This window comes from Humibacillus xanthopallidus (assembly GCF_044793955.1).
GTDB lineage: Bacteria > Actinomycetota > Actinomycetes > Actinomycetales > Dermatophilaceae > Humibacillus > Humibacillus xanthopallidus_C.
On the sequence record NZ_CP084995.1, the window covers coordinates 2782817 to 2801885 of the forward strand.

At 70.2% G+C, this 19069-nt stretch carries 20 protein-coding genes and 1 riboswitch; of the genes, 13 read left to right on the forward strand and 7 right to left on the reverse strand.

The genetic code is table 11. From position 1 onward, the window contains the following. Positions 1–11 precede the first annotated feature (11 nt). The 4 genes from LG278_RS12420 (at position 12) to LG278_RS12435 (ending at position 3587) form a co-directional block, all read left to right on the forward strand. The gene (locus LG278_RS12420) at positions 12–368 is read left to right on the forward strand and encodes a YciI family protein (protein WP_404387272.1); all 357 of its coding nucleotides are present in this window, start codon (positions 12–14) and stop codon (positions 366–368) included. A 7-nt stretch (positions 369–375) separates the two neighbouring features. Beyond that, positions 376–1686: an RNA polymerase sigma factor gene (locus LG278_RS12425; RefSeq protein WP_404387274.1), complete on the forward strand. Its 1311-nt coding sequence runs from the start codon at positions 376–378 to the stop codon at positions 1684–1686. A gap of 127 nt (positions 1687–1813) precedes the next feature. Next, the gene (gene lipA, locus LG278_RS12430; RefSeq protein WP_404387276.1) at positions 1814–2839 is read left to right on the forward strand and encodes a lipoyl synthase; all 1026 of its coding nucleotides are present in this window, start codon (positions 1814–1816) and stop codon (positions 2837–2839) included. A gap of 4 nt (positions 2840–2843) precedes the next feature. Next, entirely contained in the window at positions 2844–3587 is a 744-nt protein-coding gene (locus tag LG278_RS12435; RefSeq protein WP_404387278.1) for a DUF4191 domain-containing protein, read from the forward strand. Between the two features lie 131 nt (positions 3588–3718). Here LG278_RS12435 and LG278_RS12440 read toward each other — a convergent pair whose 3' ends face one another. Continuing rightward, the gene (locus tag LG278_RS12440) at positions 3719–4198 is read right to left on the reverse strand and encodes an RDD family protein (protein WP_404387280.1); all 480 of its coding nucleotides are present in this window, start codon (positions 4196–4198) and stop codon (positions 3719–3721) included. Positions 4199–4402: 204 nt separating this feature from the next. Here LG278_RS12440 and glnA point away from each other — a divergent pair, with 204 nt between their 5' ends. After that, entirely contained in the window at positions 4403–5827 is a 1425-nt protein-coding gene (gene glnA / locus LG278_RS12445) for a type I glutamate--ammonia ligase (protein WP_404387282.1), read from the forward strand. Between the two features lie 29 nt (positions 5828–5856). On the opposite strand, the gene LG278_RS12450 is transcribed toward glnA, so the two are convergent. After that, positions 5857–6141: a hypothetical protein gene (locus LG278_RS12450; RefSeq protein WP_404387284.1), complete on the reverse strand. Its 285-nt coding sequence runs from the start codon at positions 6139–6141 to the stop codon at positions 5857–5859. Positions 6142–6329: 188 nt separating this feature from the next. On the opposite strand from LG278_RS12450, the gene LG278_RS12455 reads away from it, so the two are divergent. Next, positions 6330–6839 (forward strand): LURP-one-related/scramblase family protein, encoded by a 510-nt coding sequence (locus LG278_RS12455; RefSeq protein WP_404387286.1) that lies wholly within the window; start codon positions 6330–6332, stop codon positions 6837–6839. Between the two features lie 221 nt (positions 6840–7060). Here the strand turns inward: LG278_RS12455 and LG278_RS12460 are convergent, their stop codons facing one another. Beyond that, on the reverse strand, positions 7061–8233 hold the full coding sequence (locus tag LG278_RS12460) for an amidohydrolase family protein (protein WP_404387288.1): 1173 nt from the start codon (positions 8231–8233) through the stop codon (positions 7061–7063). Between the two features lie 200 nt (positions 8234–8433). Here LG278_RS12460 and LG278_RS12465 point away from each other — a divergent pair, with 200 nt between their 5' ends. The 5 genes from LG278_RS12465 to LG278_RS12485 all read left to right on the forward strand — a co-directional run bounded on the left by LG278_RS12465 (position 8434) and on the right by LG278_RS12485 (position 11346). Then, positions 8434–8850, forward strand: a complete 417-nt coding sequence (locus LG278_RS12465; RefSeq protein WP_404387290.1) for a hypothetical protein — start codon at positions 8434–8436, stop codon at positions 8848–8850. Positions 8851–9026: 176 nt separating this feature from the next. After that, a complete protein-coding gene (locus LG278_RS12470) occupies positions 9027–9407 on the forward strand; it encodes a PadR family transcriptional regulator (protein ID WP_404387292.1) in 381 nt (126 codons plus the stop codon). 1 nt (position 9408) lies between these two features. Continuing rightward, the gene (locus tag LG278_RS12475; protein WP_404387294.1) at positions 9409–9777 is read left to right on the forward strand and encodes a DUF1048 domain-containing protein; all 369 of its coding nucleotides are present in this window, start codon (positions 9409–9411) and stop codon (positions 9775–9777) included. Then, entirely contained in the window at positions 9774–10574 is an 801-nt protein-coding gene (locus LG278_RS12480) for an ABC transporter ATP-binding protein (RefSeq protein WP_404387296.1), read from the forward strand. The genes LG278_RS12475 and LG278_RS12480 overlap by 4 nt, the downstream gene beginning before the upstream one ends. 10 nt (positions 10575–10584) lie before the next feature. Then, positions 10585–11346 carry an ABC transporter permease gene (locus LG278_RS12485; RefSeq protein WP_404387297.1) on the forward strand — a complete coding sequence of 254 codons (762 nt, stop codon included), beginning with the start codon at positions 10585–10587 and terminating at the stop codon, positions 11344–11346. Positions 11347–11359: 13 nt separating this feature from the next. On the opposite strand, the gene LG278_RS12490 is transcribed toward LG278_RS12485, so the two are convergent. Continuing rightward, positions 11360–11782 carry a hypothetical protein gene (locus tag LG278_RS12490; RefSeq protein ID WP_404387299.1) on the reverse strand — a complete coding sequence of 141 codons (423 nt, stop codon included), beginning with the start codon at positions 11780–11782 and terminating at the stop codon, positions 11360–11362. 129 nt (positions 11783–11911) lie between these two features. Beyond that, the gene (locus LG278_RS12495; RefSeq protein WP_404387301.1) at positions 11912–12442 is read right to left on the reverse strand and encodes a C40 family peptidase; all 531 of its coding nucleotides are present in this window, start codon (positions 12440–12442) and stop codon (positions 11912–11914) included. A 3-nt stretch (positions 12443–12445) separates the two neighbouring features. Beyond that, a riboswitch (cyclic di-AMP (ydaO/yuaA leader) is annotated at positions 12446–12616 on the reverse strand. Between the two features lie 174 nt (positions 12617–12790). Here LG278_RS12495 and LG278_RS12500 point away from each other — a divergent pair. Together LG278_RS12500 and LG278_RS12505 are read left to right on the forward strand one after the other, a co-directional pair. Beyond that, entirely contained in the window at positions 12791–13264 is a 474-nt protein-coding gene (locus tag LG278_RS12500) for a DUF1810 domain-containing protein (RefSeq protein ID WP_404387302.1), read from the forward strand. Next, complete coding sequence (locus tag LG278_RS12505; RefSeq protein ID WP_404387304.1) at positions 13261–14778, forward strand: MFS transporter; 1518 nt, start codon at positions 13261–13263, stop codon at positions 14776–14778. The genes LG278_RS12500 and LG278_RS12505 overlap by 4 nt, the downstream gene beginning before the upstream one ends. Here the strand turns inward: LG278_RS12505 and LG278_RS12510 are convergent. Together LG278_RS12510 and LG278_RS12515 are read right to left on the reverse strand one after the other, a co-directional pair. After that, a complete protein-coding gene (locus LG278_RS12510; RefSeq protein ID WP_404393634.1) occupies positions 14730–16025 on the reverse strand; it encodes an MFS transporter in 1296 nt (431 codons plus the stop codon). The genes LG278_RS12505 and LG278_RS12510 overlap by 49 nt on opposite strands. After that, positions 16025–19057, reverse strand: a complete 3033-nt coding sequence (locus LG278_RS12515) for a bifunctional [glutamine synthetase] adenylyltransferase/[glutamine synthetase]-adenylyl-L-tyrosine phosphorylase (protein ID WP_404387305.1) — start codon at positions 19055–19057, stop codon at positions 16025–16027. The genes LG278_RS12510 and LG278_RS12515 overlap by 1 nt, the downstream gene beginning before the upstream one ends. Positions 19058–19069 lie beyond the last annotated feature (12 nt).

Below are 19069 nucleotides of genomic sequence, written 5' to 3' on the forward strand. Positions count from 1 at the left end.
AGGAGCACGACATGGCGAAGTACCTCGTCCTCATCTACGGCAGCGAGCAGGAGTGGGACGCCCAGACCCCGGAGGAGCTGGAGGCGAAGGAGGCCGGACACATCGCCTTCTCCCGCGCCGCGGGCGCCGGACGTCTCAGCGGTGCCGAGCTCGAGTCCGCGACAACGGCCACGACCCTTCGGGCATCGGGCGGCGCCACGCCGGTCGTGACCGACGGGCCGTTCATGGAGACCAAGGAGGCGTTGGGCGGCTTCTACGTGGTCGACGTGCCCGACCTCGACGCGGCGGTGGCCCTCGCCCGGATGCTGCCTGAGCTGCAGGAGCGGCACGGGGCGGTCGAGGTGCGCCCGATCGTCGACCACGGCTGAGCCGGTCGTGCCGCCCGATCTGCCGGAGCTGCCCGTGCCATCGCCCGTGGCGCCGCCCGTGGTGGCCGTCGCGGTGGCACGGGCCCATCGCGACGAGTGGGCCCGCGTGCTCGCCTCGACGGCCCGGGTCACGCGCGACCTCGACCTCGCCGAGGAGTGCACGCAGGACGCCTTCGCCAAGGCTCTCGAGGCATGGCCGCAGTCCGGTGTGCCGCACCGTCCGGGTGCCTGGCTCACGACGGTCGCGGCCAACCGGGCGCGCGACGTCATCCGGCGTGAGGTGCACGGGCGCCGCCTCCTGCCGCTCCTCGTCGACGACGAGCCGGAGCAGGGTCCCGACCCCGATGCGCTGGCGCTCGCCGAGGCCGCCCAGGTCGTGCCCGACGACAGACTGCGGCTCGTCTTCACCTGCTGCCATCCGGCCCTTGCCCGGGAGTCCCAGGTCGCGCTCACGCTGAGGTTGATCTGCGGTCTGTCCACGACCGACGTGGCACGCGCCTTCCTCGTCCGCGAGGCGACGATGGCCGCCCGGATCACGCGTGCCAAGAAGAAGATCGCCGCCGCGCGCATCCCCTACCGCGTGCCCCAGCCGGCAGACCTGCCGGAGCGGGTGCACGCCGTCGCAGACGTCATCCACCTCGTCTTCACCACCGGTCACGACGCCCCCAGCGGTGACGCACTCGTGCGCCAGGACCTCGTCGACTCGGCGATCAGGATGGCCAGGATGCTGCGCGAGCTGCTCCCCGGCGAGTCCGCCGTCACCGGCCTGCTGGCCCTCATGCTCCTCGTCGACGCGCGCTCGGCCACCCGCGTCGACGAGCACGGGGACGTCGTGCTGCTGCCCGACCAGGACCGCTCCCGCTGGGACCGCGCCATGATCGAGGAGGGCCTGGCGCTCGTGACGGAGGCGCTCACGGCCGCTCCCCCGGACCGGTATGCCGTGGAGGCTGCCATCGCTGCCGTGCACGCCGAGGCGGCGACGTGGGACGACACCGACTGGGAGCAGGTCGTCGGGCTGTACGACGTGCTCGAGCGGCTCTGGCCCTCACCGGTCGTGCAGCTCAACCGAGCCGTCGCCGTGGGGCTGCGTGACGGGCCGGCCGCCGGACTGCACGAGATCGAGCGGCTGCGCGACGAGCCGGCGCTAGCGACCTACCCCTACCTCGAGGCGGCCCGGGCCGACTTCCTCGCCCGGCTCGGTCGGTGGGACGAGTCGGCAGCGGCCTACGAGGAGGCCCTGCTGCTCGCGGGCAACGGGGTCGAGAGCACGTTCCTGCGACGCCGGCTGGCTGACGCACGTGCCCACCGGCACGCCTGAGCGCGACCACGGCGCCCGCCACACGGCATACGGCAGCGGCGTCCAGGGTTGCGAGGAGGTGGGCGTAACCTGTGGGGGCAGCCTGAACCCCCCATCGACCCCTCCCAGACCCTCCCGAGGAGCCCGTGTGTCTGTCGTCCCCGACGGCCGTCGTCTGCTGCGCGTCGAGGCGCGCAACGCCGAGACCCCCATCGAGCGCAAGCCCTCGTGGATCCGCACGACGGCCAAGATGGGGCCGGAGTTCACGGCCCTGCACTCGATGGTCAAGAGCGAGGGCCTGCACACGGTGTGCCAGGAGGCCGGCTGCCCCAACATCTTCGAGTGCTGGGAGGACCGCGAGGCGACCTTTCTCATCGGCGGTGACGTCTGCACGCGGCGCTGCGACTTCTGCGACATCGCGACCGGGCGGCCGACGACGCTCGACCTCGACGAGCCCCGTCGCGTCGCCGAGTCGGTGCGCCAGATGGGCCTGCGCTACTCGACGGTGACCGGTGTCGCCCGCGACGACCAGCCTGACGGCGCTGCCGGGCTCTACGCCGAGACGATCCGCCAGATCCACCTGCTCAACCCCAACACCGGGGTCGAGATCCTGCCGCCCGACTTCGGGGCCAAGCCCGAGCTCGTCGGCCAGGTCTTCGACGCGCGGCCCGAGGTCTTCGCCCACAACCTCGAGACGGTGCCGCGCATCTTCAAGCGGATCCGCCCGGCCTTCACCTACGAGAAGTCGCTCAGGGTTCTGACGATGGCCCGGCAGGCTGAGCTCGTGACGAAGTCCAACCTCATCCTCGGCATGGGCGAGACCGACACCGAGATCGAAGAGGCGATCGGCGACCTGCACGAGGCGGGCTGCGACATCCTCACCATCACCCAGTACCTCCGCCCCTCCAAGCTGCACCACCCGATCGACCGGTGGGTCAAGCCCGAGGAGTTCGTGCACTGGTCCGACGTGGCCGAGCAGATGGGCTTCAAGGGCGTCATGGCCGGCCCGCTCGTGCGTTCGTCCTACCGTGCCGGGCGCCTCTGGGCGACGGCGATGGGCAAGTGGGGACGCCCGATCCCCGAGCACCTGTCGCACCTCGCCGAGGCCGCTGCCGCCCCCGCGCGTCAGGAGGCGGCGTCATTGGTGGCCCGTGCCTCCAGCGCCGTATCCTGACCCCATGCCACGCAACCCCTTCGCACGCAAGAAGGACGGCGACACCCCGCCGGCCGAGAAGAAGCAGGGACGACTGTCCCAGATCCGCGACGTCTACCGCGTCTCCAAGGAGACCGACCCGGTCATCGGGTGGTGGATGCTGCTGGCCTTCCTCGGCACCTTCGGCCTGCTCGTGCTCATCGGCATCCTGCTCTCGATGCCCTGGATCTTCGGCAGCTTCGGCGTGCTCTTCGGCATCCTGGCGGCCACCATCGTGATGAGCCGCCGCGCCGAGCGTGCCGCCTACGCGCGGATCGACGGGCAGGCCGGCGCCGTCGGCGCCGCGCTCGTCTCGATCCGCCGCGGGTGGTACACCGACCGCGAGCCGGTCGCCGCCGACGTCGCGCGTCCCGGTGACATCCGCTCGGCCGCCATGGTTTACCGCGTCCTCGGCCGCCCCGGTGTCGTCCTCGTCGGCGAGGGCCCCAGCGGCCGCGTGCAGAAGCTGCTGGCTGCCGAGAAGAAGCGCGTCGAGCGCGTCGCCCCGGGCGTCCCCGTCACGACGATGCGCGTCGGCAACGGCGAGGGCGAGGTGCCGCTGCCCAAGCTCGCGAGCAAGGTCCAGCGCCTCAAGGCCTCGATCACCAAGGACGAGATGTCGATCGTCAACAAGCGCCTCAAGTCGCTCGGCGGCATCCGGGCTCCCCTGCCGCCGGGCGTCGACCCGACCAAGGCCCGCATGGACCGGAAGTCCCTGCGCGGCAAGTGAATTGCCACCCTCACCCCTCGGCGTGCGCGGGGGTGAGACCCAGACGTATGCGTGAGGGCTGGCTCCAGGGGAGCCAGCCCTCCGGCATACGGGAAGGGGTGTGGGGCGGGGACGTGGCGCAGCGGGCGGCGTCAGCGGGTGCGCACGACGACGGTGTTGGGCACCTTGTCGTGCAGGCCACGACCGTCACGGTCCCAGATGATGGCGGGCACGAAGAGGCAGAGCAGGATGGTCCGGGCGAGAGCCTGCACGAAGGTCGCGCGACCGCCCATGACCGCCTGCACCCGCAGGCCCATGATGCGGTGACCGAACGAGGTGCCCACGGTGCCGACGAGGAGCACGTGCATGACGCCGAGCACCCCGAGCACGATGAAGCTCTGGGCGCCGGTGGCGGGCGGGTCGGCGAAGGGCAGCGGCACACCGAAGATGCCGCGCGCGATGACGACCGCGATCACCCAGTCGATGAGGATGCCCACGAGGCGCACCCCGAACGAGGCGATCGAGCCCGGCCCGCTCTGCGGGAGGCCGAGACGCTGGCCGCGCCACTGCCCGTCGGGCATCCGTGCGCCGGGGCCCTCGAGCCACGATCCGAAATCTCTGCGGTCCACCACGACACCAGCGTAACGAGACACGCTCCGCGCACTTGACCAGCCCCTGTGCATCCGTAACACCGCCGAAACATCCGAGTCATGGGCGAGTAATCGGGCCTCGCTAAGGTCGAACCTGACAGCACGAGGCCGTCGGTCAGTCCTCTGCGCGTTTCGACGCGTGCGGGCACCCCCACCGACGACCTCGACTCACATTCAGGAGGTTGGATGTTCAGCTCAGCCGACGAGGTCCTTGCCTACATCAAGGACGAAGACGTCAAGTTCGTCGACATTCGGTTCTGCGATCTGCCCGGAGTCATGCAGCACTTCAACGTGCCGGCAGAGACGGTCGACGAGGACTTCTTCAGTGTTGGCCAGATGTTCGACGGGTCCTCGATCCGCGGATTCCAGGCCATCCACGAGTCCGACATGAAGCTCGTCCCCGACCCCGCCACCGCGTTCATCGACCCCTACCGGGCCGAGAAGACGCTGGTCATGAACTTCTCGATCCTCGACCCGTTCACCGACGAGCGCTACAGCCGCGACCCGCGCAACATCGCGACGAAGGCCGAGGAGTACCTCAAGTCGACCGGCATCGCCGACACCGCCTACTTCGGCGCCGAGGCCGAGTTCTACATCTTCGACGACGTGCGCTTCGAGACGAAGTCCAACGCGTCGTACTACTACCTCGACTCCATCGAGGCCGCGTGGAACACCGGCCGCGAGGAGGAGGGCGGCAACAAGGGCTACAAGACCCGCTACAAGGGCGGCTACTTCCCCGTCTCGCCCGTCGACCACTTCGCCGACTTCCGCGACAAGATCTGCCTCGAGCTCAAGGAGGTCGGTCTCAACGTCGAGCGCAGCCACCACGAGGTCGGCACCGCCGGCCAGATGGAGATCAACTACCGCTTCAACACGCTGCTGCACTCCGGCGACGACCTGATGAAGTTCAAGTACGTCGTCAAGAACTCGGCGTGGGCCCAGGGTCACACCGCGACCTTCATGCCGAAGCCGCTCTTCGGCGACAACGGCTCGGGCATGCACACGCACCAGTCGCTCTGGAAGGACGGCGAGCCGCTCTTCTACGACGAGCGTGGCTACGGCGGTCTGTCCGACCTCGCCCGGTGGTACATCGGCGGCCTGCTCAAGCACGCCCCCTCGCTGCTCGCCTTCACCAACCCGACGGTGAACTCCTACCACCGCCTGGTCCCGGGCTACGAGGCTCCCGTCAACCTGGTCTACTCGGCCCGCAACCGCTCGGCCTGCGTCCGCATCCCGATCACGGGCACGTCGCCGAAGGCCAAGCGCATCGAGTTCCGCGTTCCCGACCCGTCGGCCAACCCGTACCTCTGCTTCGCCGCGCAGCTGATGGCCGGCCTCGACGGCATCAAGAACCGCATCGAGCCCCCGGAGCCGGTCGACAAGGACCTCTACGAGCTGCCGCCGGAGGAGCACGCTGCGATCCAGCAGGTGCCGGGCTCGCTGCCCGAGGTGCTCGACGCGCTCGAGGCCGACCACGCCTACCTGCTCGAGGGTGACGTCTTCACCGAGGACCTCATCGCGACGTGGATCGACTACAAACGCAAGAACGAGGTGGACCCGATCCGCTTCCGTCCGCACCCGCACGAGTTCGAGATGTACTTCGACATCTGATCAGTAACCACCTCTGACATGCGCCAACGTCAGAGTCGATCAGCGCTGGTGCACAACTGGTACCTGATGCGCAGCCGCTGGTGCACACGAGTCGGCGCGGAGAGCCGAAGATACGGCACTCCGCGCCGACTCGTCGTTGTGCCCGTTTCGTACATCACCGTCGAGGCGCTCACGTGCCCCATGCATGCCTGAACGATCTCCACGTCGACCCCGTTGGCGATGAGCAGTGGGGCGTTGAGCCCCTGCCTTTTTGAGCCGCTGGTACGGCGGGTCAGCGATGACGGGGTCAGGTCGCGCACGTTGTCGATGACCACGTGCTGTCACGAGATGCCGAGACCGTCGAGCAGGCGAGCGCGAAGCGCCAAGCCACGCGGGACACAAGAGCTCCGTCCCGGAGGCGCCATGCGCGTCAACGTCAGCGTCTGCGCGTCGCTGCCGCCGGTGGCTGGAGCGGTGACATGACTGGCTGCGAGACATGCTCGCTCGCGAAGGAGCCCGGCCCATGCCCATTCCTGCTGCACCCACCGGCTTCACGCGGTACCTCATGAAGAGCAAGATGGGCGCCGGGCGCGACTTCGCCGTGCTCGACCCTCAGACCGAGAAGCAACTGTTCTTCGTCGACGGCAAGATCGGCGCCCGGCCGAAAGCTGAGGTACAAGCCGAGGACGGAACTGTCCTCTACACCGTGCGCGGGCAGTTGCTCGGAATTCCCAAGAAGATGTCGATCACCGACGCCTCGGGCAGCGAGGTCGCCTCTCTCAAGGCCAAGGCGTTCTCGATGGTCAAGGACAAGATGACCATGGAGATGGCCAGCGGCGAGCCGTGGAAACTGACCGGTCAGTTCATCGAGAAGAACTACACCGTGACCAGCGACGGCCGTGACGTCGTGCGCATCTCCCAGAAGTGGGTCACCGTGCGCGACAAGTACACCGTCGACGTCGCCGAGGGCAACGATCCCGGGCTCGCCTTCGCCATCGTCTGGGCCGTCGACCGCTGGGTGGAGCGCGACTAGCCCAGGACGCCGACGGCCCGTCGTGACAGGCGGTGCATCGACGACGACGACAACGAGCAATCACCGACTGACACGCTCGCGGCGGCCGAGATGTACATCGACATCTGCAGGAGCGCAGCGGAGTCAGATGTCGAACAAGGGTCCAGCGACATCTGATTGATCCGACCGTGCGCACTCGACGTGGAGACACGTCAAGTGCTCACGTGCTTCCGGCACCCCCGTCAGATGACGGGGGTGTCGAGCACGTCGACCCCGAGGCGCATCACGCGCACCGGCCGCAGCACGGCCGCCGGATCGAGGTCCAGACGCCCGTCGACCACCAGCAGGTCGGCAGGACGTCCGGGCGCCAAGCTGCCGGCAGTGTCGCCGATGGCGAGGGCGGCAGCGGCTCGCGACGTGCACATCGCCAGGGCTTCTGCGACCGGCACGCCGGCCTGATCGACCGCCTGGGTCACCGCGACAGGCAGGACGTCGTGCGGCTTGGGTGGTCCGATGCCGGCGTCGGTCGCGAGCACGCAGCGCACTCCCGCCTCGATGAGCGCCTGAACGTGGGCGACCAGCGCGGGCAGCCTCGCGGCGATCGCGGGCAACATCGGCCCGGGCAGAGTCCCTGCGGTCAGCACGACGAACGTGCCGGACGTGGCGAGCCGCTGGATGAGCTGCGGGTCGTGGGCGATGCCGTCGGCCGTCATGAAGGAGCAGTGCTCGATGGTGTCGACTCCCGCCTCGAGGGCGTGCACGACGCCGTCGGTCCCATGCGCGTGCGCGGCAACGGGCACCCCTGCGCCATGGGCCGCCTCGACGACGGCACGCAGCTCGGCGACGCCGAACTGCGCCTCGTGGGGCAGCGATCCCGGCGTGACGTTGCCGCCGGTCGCCATGACCTTGATGACGTCAGCGCCCGCGTCGACGAGCCGGCCTACCGTGCCCACGAGGGACGCGGTGTCGGCACACTCAGCTCCGAGGAAGTAGCAGTGCCCACCCGGCGTGGTCAGGGCAGGCCCGGCGGCGAGGACCCGTGGGCCCGACCCGGGATCGGCCACGAGCTCGTCGCGCAGGTCCAGCGATACCCGCCCCCGCGCGCCCAGGTCACGCACCGTCGTGACGCCCGCCCGCAGAGCGCGTCGCGCGTTCTCCCGCGCCTTCTCGAGCAGCGCCTCGTCGTCGCTGTCGCGGTGCCAGCCGAGCGGGTCCACCGAGCAGTCCCAGCTCAGATGCTGGTGGGCGTCGACCAGTCCGGGCAGCACCGTGACGTCACCGAGGTGCTCGATGACCACGTCGGCACGCTCGCGCGCCGGTGACACCTCGATGACGCGGCCATCCTCGATCACAACGTCGACCGGTCCGATGAAGCGCTCGCCGTCGAACGCCTGACTTGCTCGCAGCGCCCGCATGGCCCCTCCTGCACTCCGTCGCTGCGTCGGAGTGTCCTCTCAGTCGCTCGCAAGGGTCAAGGCCCCGATGGGAGGCACCGACAGGGCCTCCCCCTGAGGCCGGCGTCGCCTTACGGTGAAGATGTCGCGCGCCCGCCCTTACCGCCGCGATGCGCTCCGTCATCGCCGGAAGCGTCAAGACAAGAGCGAAGTAGCTCACCGTGGCCTACCCAAGACGCAAGCCGGCCGACTGGGACACCTGGCTGTCCGAGCTGCAGGCGAACCTGCGTGAACCCGGCCCCGTGAAGGCAGCTCAGCAGATGACCAACTCGAAGGCGTCGAAGGCGTCCATCAAGGACGCCGCCGTGCAACTGGTCCACGTTCGAAGCGCGGCGCTGGTGGTCATTGTCAACGGCGGCAATGACTCGGACTTCCCGGACCCCGAGGCCGAGGCCGCCTCGATCGTTGACCGGCTACCGGCCGGTCTGGGGCCACCACCAGATGATCGAGGACGCCGGCCACTACCCCCACGCGGAGTACCCCAGGAAGTAGCCGCAGCGATCATCCCGTTCCTTCGCGAGCCCACCGTGCCTCCAGCGGGCCTGAGCTGTGCCGGTCCTTCACGGCCACAGACGTGACGTGACGTGACGAGCGCGCCTTGCGTCGACTCGATGTCCTACGTGCGCAGATGAACCCGGCGCCGTGCCGCCCGAGCTTAAACAGGGCTGCCCAGGTATTCGGTGTTGCTACGTACCGGTACTCAGTGTTACTGTTTAGTGGTACTCATCATCACAGAGTAGAGCGGAGGTGAGTGATGGGAAACCAGATGACCGAGATGCTCAAGGGCACCCTCGAGGGCATCGTGCTCGCCATCCTGGCTGGGCGTCCGGCGTACGGCTACGAGATCACGGCGCGCCTGCGGGAGGAGGGGTTCTCGGACCTCGCCGAGGGCACGGTCTACGCCCTGCTCGTGCGCATAGAGCAGCGGGGGTTCGTGGACGTGGAGAAGGTTCCTTCGGAGAAGGGGCCGCCGCGCAAGGTCTATTCCATCAATGCGCAGGGCCAGGCACAGCTGGACGGGTTCTGGAGGAGCTGGAGCTTCCTCTCAGAGCGCATCGGACAGTTCCACGGCACCGATCAGGACGACAGCACTGGCTCAGAAGGCAGCGCAGACCCCGACGGAGGAAAGAACTGAGATGGCTGCGAAGTGGATCGAGCTCCTCACCGGATCGCTCGAGGAGAAGAAGCAGTACAAGAAGGACAAGGCCCGCATCGAGGCGCTGCCGGAGCCGTATGCGACGACCGCCAAGGCGATGCACCGGTATGTCATGTACGCCGGCGGCATCACCGACGGCCGCACGCTCATCACGATGTTCGGCGACCTCGCCGACCTGTGGGAGCGCGCCGCGGTCGACGGGACGCCCGTGCGCGAGATCGTCGGCGAGGACCCGGTCGAGTTCGCCGAGGCGTTCGCGCAGGCCTACACCGGCAAGCAGTGGATCGACAAGGAGCGCGCGCGCCTGAACAAGGCGATTGATGACGCGGAGCGGGCAGAGCCGAGATGAGCGCGGGCGCCGCCATCCAGGTGAAGGGTCTCGAGAAGTCGTACCACGACCTGCACGTGCTGCGCGGTGTGGACTTCGACGTCTCTCCGGGCACCATCTTCGCCCTGCTCGGCTCGAACGGGGCGGGCAAGACGACGGTCGTGCGCATCCTCTCGACTCTGCTGAAACCGGACGCCGGAACCGCCACCGTGAACGACTTCGACACTGCCGCGCAGCCGCAGGAGGTGCGCGAGTCGATCAGCCTCACGGGCCAGTTCGCGGCGGTCGACGAGATCCTCAGCGGGCGCGAGAACCTCGTGCTGATCGCCCGGCTGAGGCACGTGAAGAACCCCGGCAAGATCGCTGACGACCTGCTCGCCCGCTTCGCGCTGGCCGAAGCCGGTGGCCGCAGGGTGGCCACGTATTCGGGCGGCATGCGTCGCCGGCTCGACATTGCGATGAGCCTGATCGGCAACCCGCCGGTCATCTTCCTCGACGAGCCGACGACGGGCCTGGACCCTCAGGCGCGCATCGAGGTGTGGCAGACGGTCAAGCAGCTCGCCGCCAACGGCACCACGGTGCTGCTGACGACGCAGTACCTCGACGAGGCCGAGCAACTGGCCGACCGCATCGCGGTCCTCCACCGCGGCCGGATCATCGTCAACGGAACGCTCGCCGAGCTCAAGGCGCTCCTGCCGGCCGCGAAGGTCGAGTACGTCGAGAAGCAGCCCACCCTCGAGGAGGTCTTCCTCGCGATCACCGGCGATGACGGCAGTGCCGACGCCACCGTCGACAGTCCCGCCGCCACGGACACGTAGGGGAACGACGATGACAACGCATTTCTACGACGACACGGCCGTGCTGACGAGCCGCTCGCTGCGGCACGTCATGCGCAGCCCCGACACGATCATCACGACCGCTGTCACCCCCGTGGTCATCATGATGCTGTTCGTGTTCGTGTTCGGCGGCGCGATCGACACCGGGACGTACTCGTCCATCGACTACATGCTGCCCGGCATCCTGCTGATCACGATCGCCTCCGGCATCGCTTACACCGCCTATCGGCTCTTCCTCGATCTGCAGGGCGGCATCTTCGAGCGCTTCCAGTCCATGCCGATCGCCCGGTCGAGCGCGCTGTGGGCCCACGTGCTCACCTCGTTGGTCGCGAACTGCATCTCGATCGTGATCGTGATCGGCGTGGCCTTCATCATGGGCTTCCGCACGGGAGCGAGCGTCCTGGCATGGCTGGCCGTCGCCGGCATCCTGCTGCTGTTCACCCTCGCCCTGACCTGGCTCGCGGTGATCGCGGGCCTCTCGGCCAAGACGGTGGACGGCGCGAGCGCGTTCTCGTATCCGCTCATCTTCCTGCCGTTCATCAGCTCGGCCTTCGTGCCGACCGACACGATGCCGGCCCCCGTCGCCTGGTTCGCCGAGAACCAGCCGGTCACCCCGATCGTCAACACGACGCGTGACCTGTTCGCGCAGCAGCCGGTCGGCGACGACATCTGGGTCGCGCTCGCCTGGTGCGCCGGCATCCTCGTCGTCGCCTACGGCATCGCGATGGCGATCTACCGACGCAAGATCAGTTAACCCCCTGGCGTCGTCAGACCTCGGCGAGGTTGGCCTTGGCGAGACCCCAGATGACGAGGACGTTGAGAGCGATGATGATGATCGCCCAGATCGGGTAGTACGGCAGCCAGAGGAAGTTCGCGATGGCGGAGAAGACCGCGAGCGCGATGCCGAGCGACCGGGCCACGATGTTGCCGGTCAGGATGAAGCCACCGGCGACGGCGATCAGGATGCCGAGGATGAGGTGGATCCAGCCCCATGTGGTCGCGTTGAACGTGAAGACGTAGTTCTCGGTGCGCACGAGGAAGTCGGTGCCGTTGACGAGGGCAGCGAGGCCCTGCACCGCCTGGAAGATGCCGGCCATCAGCATGATGCAGGCAGCGAAGGTGCTGGCCCCGGCGGCCCAGAGGCTGCTGGTGCTCGGCTGGGCCGTGCGACGGGATGATGAGCTGGTCATGACGTCCTCCTGAGTGTGAGGTGGTGGTGCACCCACGCTAGGGAGAACCTCATCCGTCCCACTACACCCGAAACAGGTGAGCCGCGAGCCGCCCGGCGACCCCGTGCCGGGCGGCTCGCGGTGTGGGCGTCAGCGGACGCGACCGGCGACCCAGGCTCGGGTCCAGATCGTCGAGAGCTGCACGCGCTGACCGGGCCGGGGTGAGTGCCAGACCTTGTTGCTGCCGGCATAGACGCCGACGTGGTAGACGCGACCGTAGGAAGTGAAGAAGACGAGGTCACCCGGCCGGATGCTCGCCTTCGCGATGCGCACCGTGGCGAGTCGTTGGGCGCTCGCGGTGCGCGGGAGCTTCTTGCCCAGCTGCTTCGTGTAGACGTAGTAGACAAGGCCGGAGCAGTCGAAGGCGCTCGGGCCAGAGGCGCCCCAGCGGTAGGGATCACCCCGCTGCGCCGCGGCGATGCGCGTGGCCCGGAGGCCCACCGACGCAGTGATCAGGGTGGGTGCGAGAGCCGAAGCCGCGGCCGGGGACGCCGATGGTGCCGCCGAGGCTGCTGCGGGTGCGAGTGCGCTGCCTGTCGCAGCGAGGAGGCCTGCTGCCAGCAGCGGGCTGAGGATCCGGGACCGGATGCGGGCGGAGCGTGACATGGTCGATGTGGACATGGGGATTCCTTCCCACGCCTGTGAGGTGAGCTGTCGGGTTCGGACGGAAGCTGCCCGGCCGCTGTCGCGGCTTCACCCCGAGGACCGGTGTCGGCCCGGATGTGGGTCCCCCACTCCTGCCCTGTCTGTCTCGGAACTGCAGCGCCGGCGAGCAGGATTCGGCGCCCGACGCGCCGCGCGGGGAGGACCCCGCACGAGGAACTACCCGTCGACGGTAGGCACGCAATCCCCGCGCACGGGTCAGAACGGCACAATTCTCATCGTCGCGGTGTCAGCATGTGGACACGATGAGTGTGGGCCGCCGCGCCCCACGTCGCCCCGGAGCGGCCGGCGGGGTAGGAACGGAGCATGACCGACGGCTTCGACCTCGACCGTTTCGTGCAGGCGCAAGATGCGGCGGGCACCTACGAGCAGGCGCTCGCCGAGCTGCGCGCAGGTCTCAAGCGGGGGCACTGGATGTGGTTCGTCCTCCCCCAGGTCGCGGGGCTGGGCCACAGTGCCACCGCCCAGCGGTATGCCGTGTCGGGCCTTCCCGAGGCCCGTGCCTACCTTGCCCACCCCGTGCTCGGACCCCGTCTGGCGGAGTGCGCTCGCACGCTCGACGAGCTCGAGGAGTCCGACCCCCGGCAGGTGCTCGGCGGCATCGACGCCGTCAAGCTGCGCTCGAGCATGACCCTCTTCGAGGTGGCGGCGGGTGACGACCTGGAGACGGCGGACCTCTTCGGGCGAGTGCTCGACCACTACTTCGACGGCCGTCGCGACGACGCCACCCTCGGCATCCTGGGCGGGAGCGGAGGCGGCATCGTGGGCAACGGGTCGTGACCGCCGAAGGGGCAGCGCCCAGCCCACCACGCACCGAGGCTCCGGACCCACGTCGGTGGCGTGCGCTCGCCGTCTGTCTCGTCGCCGGCTTCATGACGTTGCTCGACGTCAGCATCGTCAACGTCGCGCTCCCCTCGATCCAGCAGGGCACGGGTGCCTCGCCGAGCGACCTGCAGTGGATCGTGTCGGGTTACGCCCTGACCTTCGGTCTCACGCTCGTCGGCGCCGGACGCGTGGGTGACGCCATCGGCAGGCGACCGGTCTTCATCGTCGGCGTCGTGCTCTTCGGCGCCGCGAGCCTCGCCTGTGGGCTCGCGTCGAGCAGTGCCGTGCTGGTCGTGGCACGACTCGTGCAGGGCGCCGCCGGCGGCATCCTCAACCCGCAGGTGTCGGGCCTCATCCAGGAGATGTTCTCCGGTCGCGAGCGAGGGCGCGCCTTCGGCATGCTGGGCGCGACCATCGGCATCTCGACGGCCGTCGGACCCATCGTGGGCGGCACCATCATCAGCGCGCTCGGGCCCGACGCGGGCTGGCGCTGGATCTTCTTCGTCAACCTGCCGATCGCCGTCGTCGCCGTCGTGCTCGCCCGCCGCTGGCTGCCCGCGCCGCACCGGGTCTCGACCGCGCGGCTCGACCTCGACCCCGTCGGGGTCGTGCTCCTCGGCGCCGCGGTGCTCGCCCTGCTGCTCCCCCTCGTCGAGACCGGACGCGGCTCGGGCACCGGCGACGCGTCGGCGGCGGGTGCCCCGGCCACCATCCCCTGGTGGGTGGCCGTGATCGGCGCGGTGCTCGCTGCCGTCTTCATCGCCTGGGAGCGCCGCTACACCCGCCGCGGAGGCAGCCCCCTCGTCGACCTCGACCTCTTCCGCGTCCCGGGCTACAGCTCCGGCGCCGTCGTCGGCCTCATCTACTTCGGCGGCTTCACCGGCATCTTCTTCGTGCTGACGATCTACTTCCAGGAGGCCCTCGGCTACACGCCCCTGCTCGCAGGCCTCGCGGTGACCCCCTTCGCCGCCGGGTCTGCCGTCGCGGCGGCCGCCGGGGGCTACCTCGTGGGCCGCTTCGGTCGCCTGCTCGTCACCATCGGGCTCGCGACCGTCCTCGTCGGGCTCGTCGTCGTCGACCTCGTGCTCGCGCGGGTGAGCGGGTCAGCCCTCGGCTGGGCACTTGCAGCACCCCTGCTCGTCGCCGGCCTCGGCAGCGGGCTCGTCATCTCGCCCAACGTCACCCTCACCCTTGCCGCCGTGCCGGTGCCGCGCGCCGGCACCGCGGGGGGGCTGCTGCAGACCGGCCAGCGCATCGGCACGGCTGCCGGCATCGCCCTCATCGGGGCGGTCTACTTCGCCGTCTCGGCCGGACACGACAGCACGAGTGGCGCCGTGTGGGCGCTGCGGGTGGCCGCGGCGCTCGTCGCGGTCGCCCTCGTCGCCAGCGCGATCGACCTTCGTGCCCGGCGACGGCCGGCTCAGGCCGCGCGGGACGACGAGGTCGGCGAGGGCGTGGCGGGAGCGTAGGCGCGGTCGACCGCGCGGCTGACCCGGTGGTGCGGCCAGGTCAGGGCCAGCAGCCCGACGAGCGCAAGCGCGATGGCAGCGCAGATGGCGACAGCGAGGTAGGGGTTGCCGGTCTGCCGGCCGAACCAACCGGCCACGAGGAACGAGACGCCCGCCGCGGCGACCGACACCGAGCCGGCGAGGCTGAAGATCCTGCCGCGCAGCTCCGGCTGCGTCACCAGCGTGAAGGTCGCCTGCAGGGGCACCATGAAGGCCTGCAGGAGACCGCTCACGACGAAGAGGACCACGACCAGCCAGATCGGCGGGTGCAGCGCGACGGCCAGGAGCGGCACCGGCATCGCCAGGGCGAGCGGCACGATGAGCCGGTTCTGCAGCTGCACGTGCAGACGGCCGATGAGGACGATGCCGATGAAGGCGCCGACGATCGGCGCGGCCATGAGCACACCGCCGAAGCCGCCCCAGCCGTTCTCGTTGGCGATCGGGATGGCCAGCGCCTCGGGGGCGGAGATCGCGAGGCCTGCGACGGCGCTCAGCGCGACGAGGCGAGCCAGCACCGGGTGGCCGGCCAGGTCGCGCGCCGCGGTCTGCAGGTCGCGGGCGAAGCCGCGCAGCCCACGGCCGCGCTCCCCCGACACCGGCACCAGCGGCGCGACGACGAAGATGACGACGGCAGCGACGAGGAAGGTGGCGAGGTCGAAGACGAGCCCCACGCCCGACCCCACGAGGGCGACGAGGCCACCGCCGATGGCCAGGCCGATCGCCTGGTTGAACTGCTCCGACATGGCACCCAGACCCACGGCCCGCGCGTAGAGGTGGCGGTCCTCGAAGAGGTCGGTGAGCAGCACCATGTTGGACGCCGTCGAGGCCCCCCCGATCGCCTCGAGCGCGAAGAGGACGATGAAGAGCGTCCAGATCGGCGAGTGCGTCACCGTGAAGCCGATGAGACCGAGCACGCACAGCGCTCGCAGCAGATGCGACCAGATGAGCACCCACTTGTAGGGGAAGCGGTCGACGATCGGCCCGACGAGGCTGCGGCCGAAGAAGGTCGGCACGAGGCTGACGGCCAGCGTCGCCGCTGTCGCGAGCGGCGACTTGGTGCGCTCGTAGACGACCGCGGCCACCGTCACGCGCGCGATGTAGTCGCCCCAGAGGGACAGTGCGTTGGCGATGAAGATGGGGAGGTAGTGCGGCGCGCGCAGCACAGCGGCATACGTCGGAGCGGTGCCGCTCTGCCCCTCGCTCCACATCACGTGTTGACGCTACCCCCAGGTGGGGAGTCGTAAAAGTTGAAATCCGTCGCCTGTCGCGAGCGGCGCGCCACGCGCCGCCACAGCTCACCCAGGGCCGACCCCTCACCGGCCGGCCGGCCCATGATCCGACCGATGCCCTCGGCGTCGCGCAGGTCGGTCGGGACGCTCTCGACCGGCCGTCCGCGCCACAGCACGCCGGCGTTGCGCATGAGCGAGCCGAAGCGCCACGCCTCGCGCAGCGCACGCACGTCCTCGGGCGCGAGCAGCCCGGTGTCGCCGAGCGCCTCGAGCGTCGCCATCGTGCCGGTGACCCGCAGGGCCGGCTTGGCGTGGGCGTGCTGGAGCTGGAGCAGCTGCACCGTCCACTCGACGTCGGTGAGCCCGCCCCGGCCCAGCTTGAGGTGCGTCGTGGGGTCACCGCCGCGGGGCAGCCGCTCGGCCTCGACCCGCGCCTTGAGCGTGCGGATCTCGCGCACCTGGGTGGGGGTGAGACCCTCCTCGCGATAGCGCAGCGGGTCGATGAGCGCGACGAAGTCGCGTGCCAGCTCCTCTGACCCCGCCACCGGCGCGGCCCGCAGCAGGGCCTGGAACTCCCAGGTGAGCGCCCAGCGCTCGTAGTAGGTGCGGTAGGAGTCCAGGCTGCGCACGAGCGGGCCGTTCTTGCCCTCCGGTCGCAGGTCGGCGTCGAGGCTGACGGCCGGGTCGGGGCCGGTGCTCGACAGCTGGCGGGTCAGCTCCTGCACGACGGCGATGACCCTCGCCTGCACCTCGCCCTCGGGCTCGCCCGGGTGCGGGCGGTGCACGAAGAGCACGTCGGCGTCGGAGGCATAGCCGAGCTCGCCGCCCCCGAGGCTCCCCATCCCGACGATGAGCACCTCGCCGCCGAGAGGACGCTCCTCGCGGCGCTCCGTGTCGGCGATGGCCGCGGCCAGGGCAGCGTCGATGGTGGCCGCAGTCAGGTCGGTCAGGGCTGTGCCGACCCCGCGCAGGTCGATGGTGCCGAGCAGGTCAGCGAGGGTGATGCGCAGCAGCTCGTGACGGCGGATGGTGCGCACCGCCGCGATCGCTTCGGCCACGGTGTCGCGGCGCCCGGCCGCCGACTTCATCGTCGCGACGAGGGCCTCGCGGGTGCGGGGCGTCAGCCCGGTGGGCTCACCCAGCATCGAGACGCTCTCGGGTGACCGCGCGAGGAGGTCGGCGGCATACCGGCTGCGCGCCAGCGCGTGCGCGAGCCGCTCGGCCGCGCGCCCCTCGTCGCGGAGCATCTTGAGATACCAGTGCGTCGAGCCGAGCTCGTCGGAGACCCGGCGGAAGGACAGCAGCCCCGCGTCGGGGTCGGCCTCGTCGGCGAACCAGCCGAGCATGACGGGCAGCAGCGTGCGCTGGATGGCTGCGCGGCGGCTGACGCCGGTCGTCAGGGCCTCGATGTGGCGCAGGGCGCCCGCGGGGTCGCGGAAGCCCAGGGCGAGCAGCCGCTGACGCGCTGCGTCGGGCGACAGGCGCACCTCGCTCGGGCTCAGCTTGGCGGCGGCGGCGAGCAGGGGGCGGTAGAAGAGCCGCTCGTGGAGCCGTCGCACCTCGCGGGCGGAGGCCTGGCGGTCGGCGACGACGGCCTGCTCGGGCTTGGTGCGGTGACCCATCGCCCGCCCGAGACGCCGCAGGTCGGGCTCCGCGACCGGCATGAGGTGCGTGCGGCGCAGCCGGTGCAGCTGGATGCGGTGCTCGAGGCAGCGCAGGTGACGGTAGGCCTGGTCGAGGATCGCGGCGTCGTCGCGTGCCACGTAGCCGTTGCGGGCGAGGGCGTTCAGCGCCTCGAGCGTCGTCGCCGAGCGCAGCGACTCGTCACTGCGCCCGTGCACGAGCTGCAGCAGCTGCACGCTGAACTCGACGTCGCGCAGGCCGCCCGGGCCGAGCTTGAGCTGCCGCGCGGCCTCCCCCGCGGGCACGTGCTGCTCGACGCGGCGCCGCATCGACTGCACGTCCTCGACGAAGTTGTCGCGGCCTGCCGCGGCCCACACCATGGGCGAGATCTCGGCCTTGTAGCGCAGCCCGATCTCCTTGTCGCCGGCGGAGACCCACGCCTTGAGCAGGGCCTGGAACTCCCACGTCTTGGCCCAACGCTCGTAGTAGGCCTTGTGGCTGCGGATGGTGCGCACGAGCGGGCCGTTCTTGCCCTCGGGTCGCAGCGCGGGGTCGACCGGCCACAGCGAGCCCTCCGACGTGGGGGTCGAGCACGCACGCATCGTCGCGGTCGCCAACGCGGTGCCGATGCGCAGGGCGGTGTCCTCGTCGACGCCGTCGGCGGGCTCCGCGACGAAGATGACGTCGACGTCGCTGACGTAGTTGAGCTCGCCGCCCCCGGTCTTGCCCATGCCGATGATCGCCAGGCGGCACTGCTCGTGGCCCGGCCCGTGCTCCTCGCGGGCGATCGCGAGACCCGCCTCGAGGGCAGCCTCGGCGAGCTCGGCGAGAGCCTCACCGACGGCGGGCATCGACGCGATGGGGTCGGGCGCCGTCAGGTCGAGCGCCGCGATGCGCATCAGCCCCCGGCGGTAGGCGACACGCAGCGCGTCGTAGGCCGGCACGTCGCCGCGCTCGGTCGTGACCGCGCGCACCAGCTCCTCGCGCACCCGCTCTCCGGTATGCCGCGTGGCCCGGGAGGCGTCGAGCCAGTGCTCCGGGTGCCGCACGAGGTGGTCGACGAGGGCCGTCGACCCGCCGAGGACGGCGAGCACCCGGTCGCGCGACTGGCCGGGGGTGACGAGGTCGGCGCAGAGGGCGGAGATGCCCCACTCGGGGTCGTCCGCGCGCTTGGCCAGTGCCTCGAGGACGCGCACGAGGGCCAGCAGGGCCTGGTCGGGGTCGGCGGTGTCACCGACGGCCCCGAGCACCTCGTCGACCTGCCCGTCGGGGATGACCGACCGCAGCGGCAGGAGTGCCGCGTCCGCGAGGAGCCCGGCCGCCCGCTCCGGGTCGGCGAAGCCGAGCCGGGCGAGGGCTCCGGTCGTGGTCGTCGTGCGCGATGACATCGGTGTCAGGTC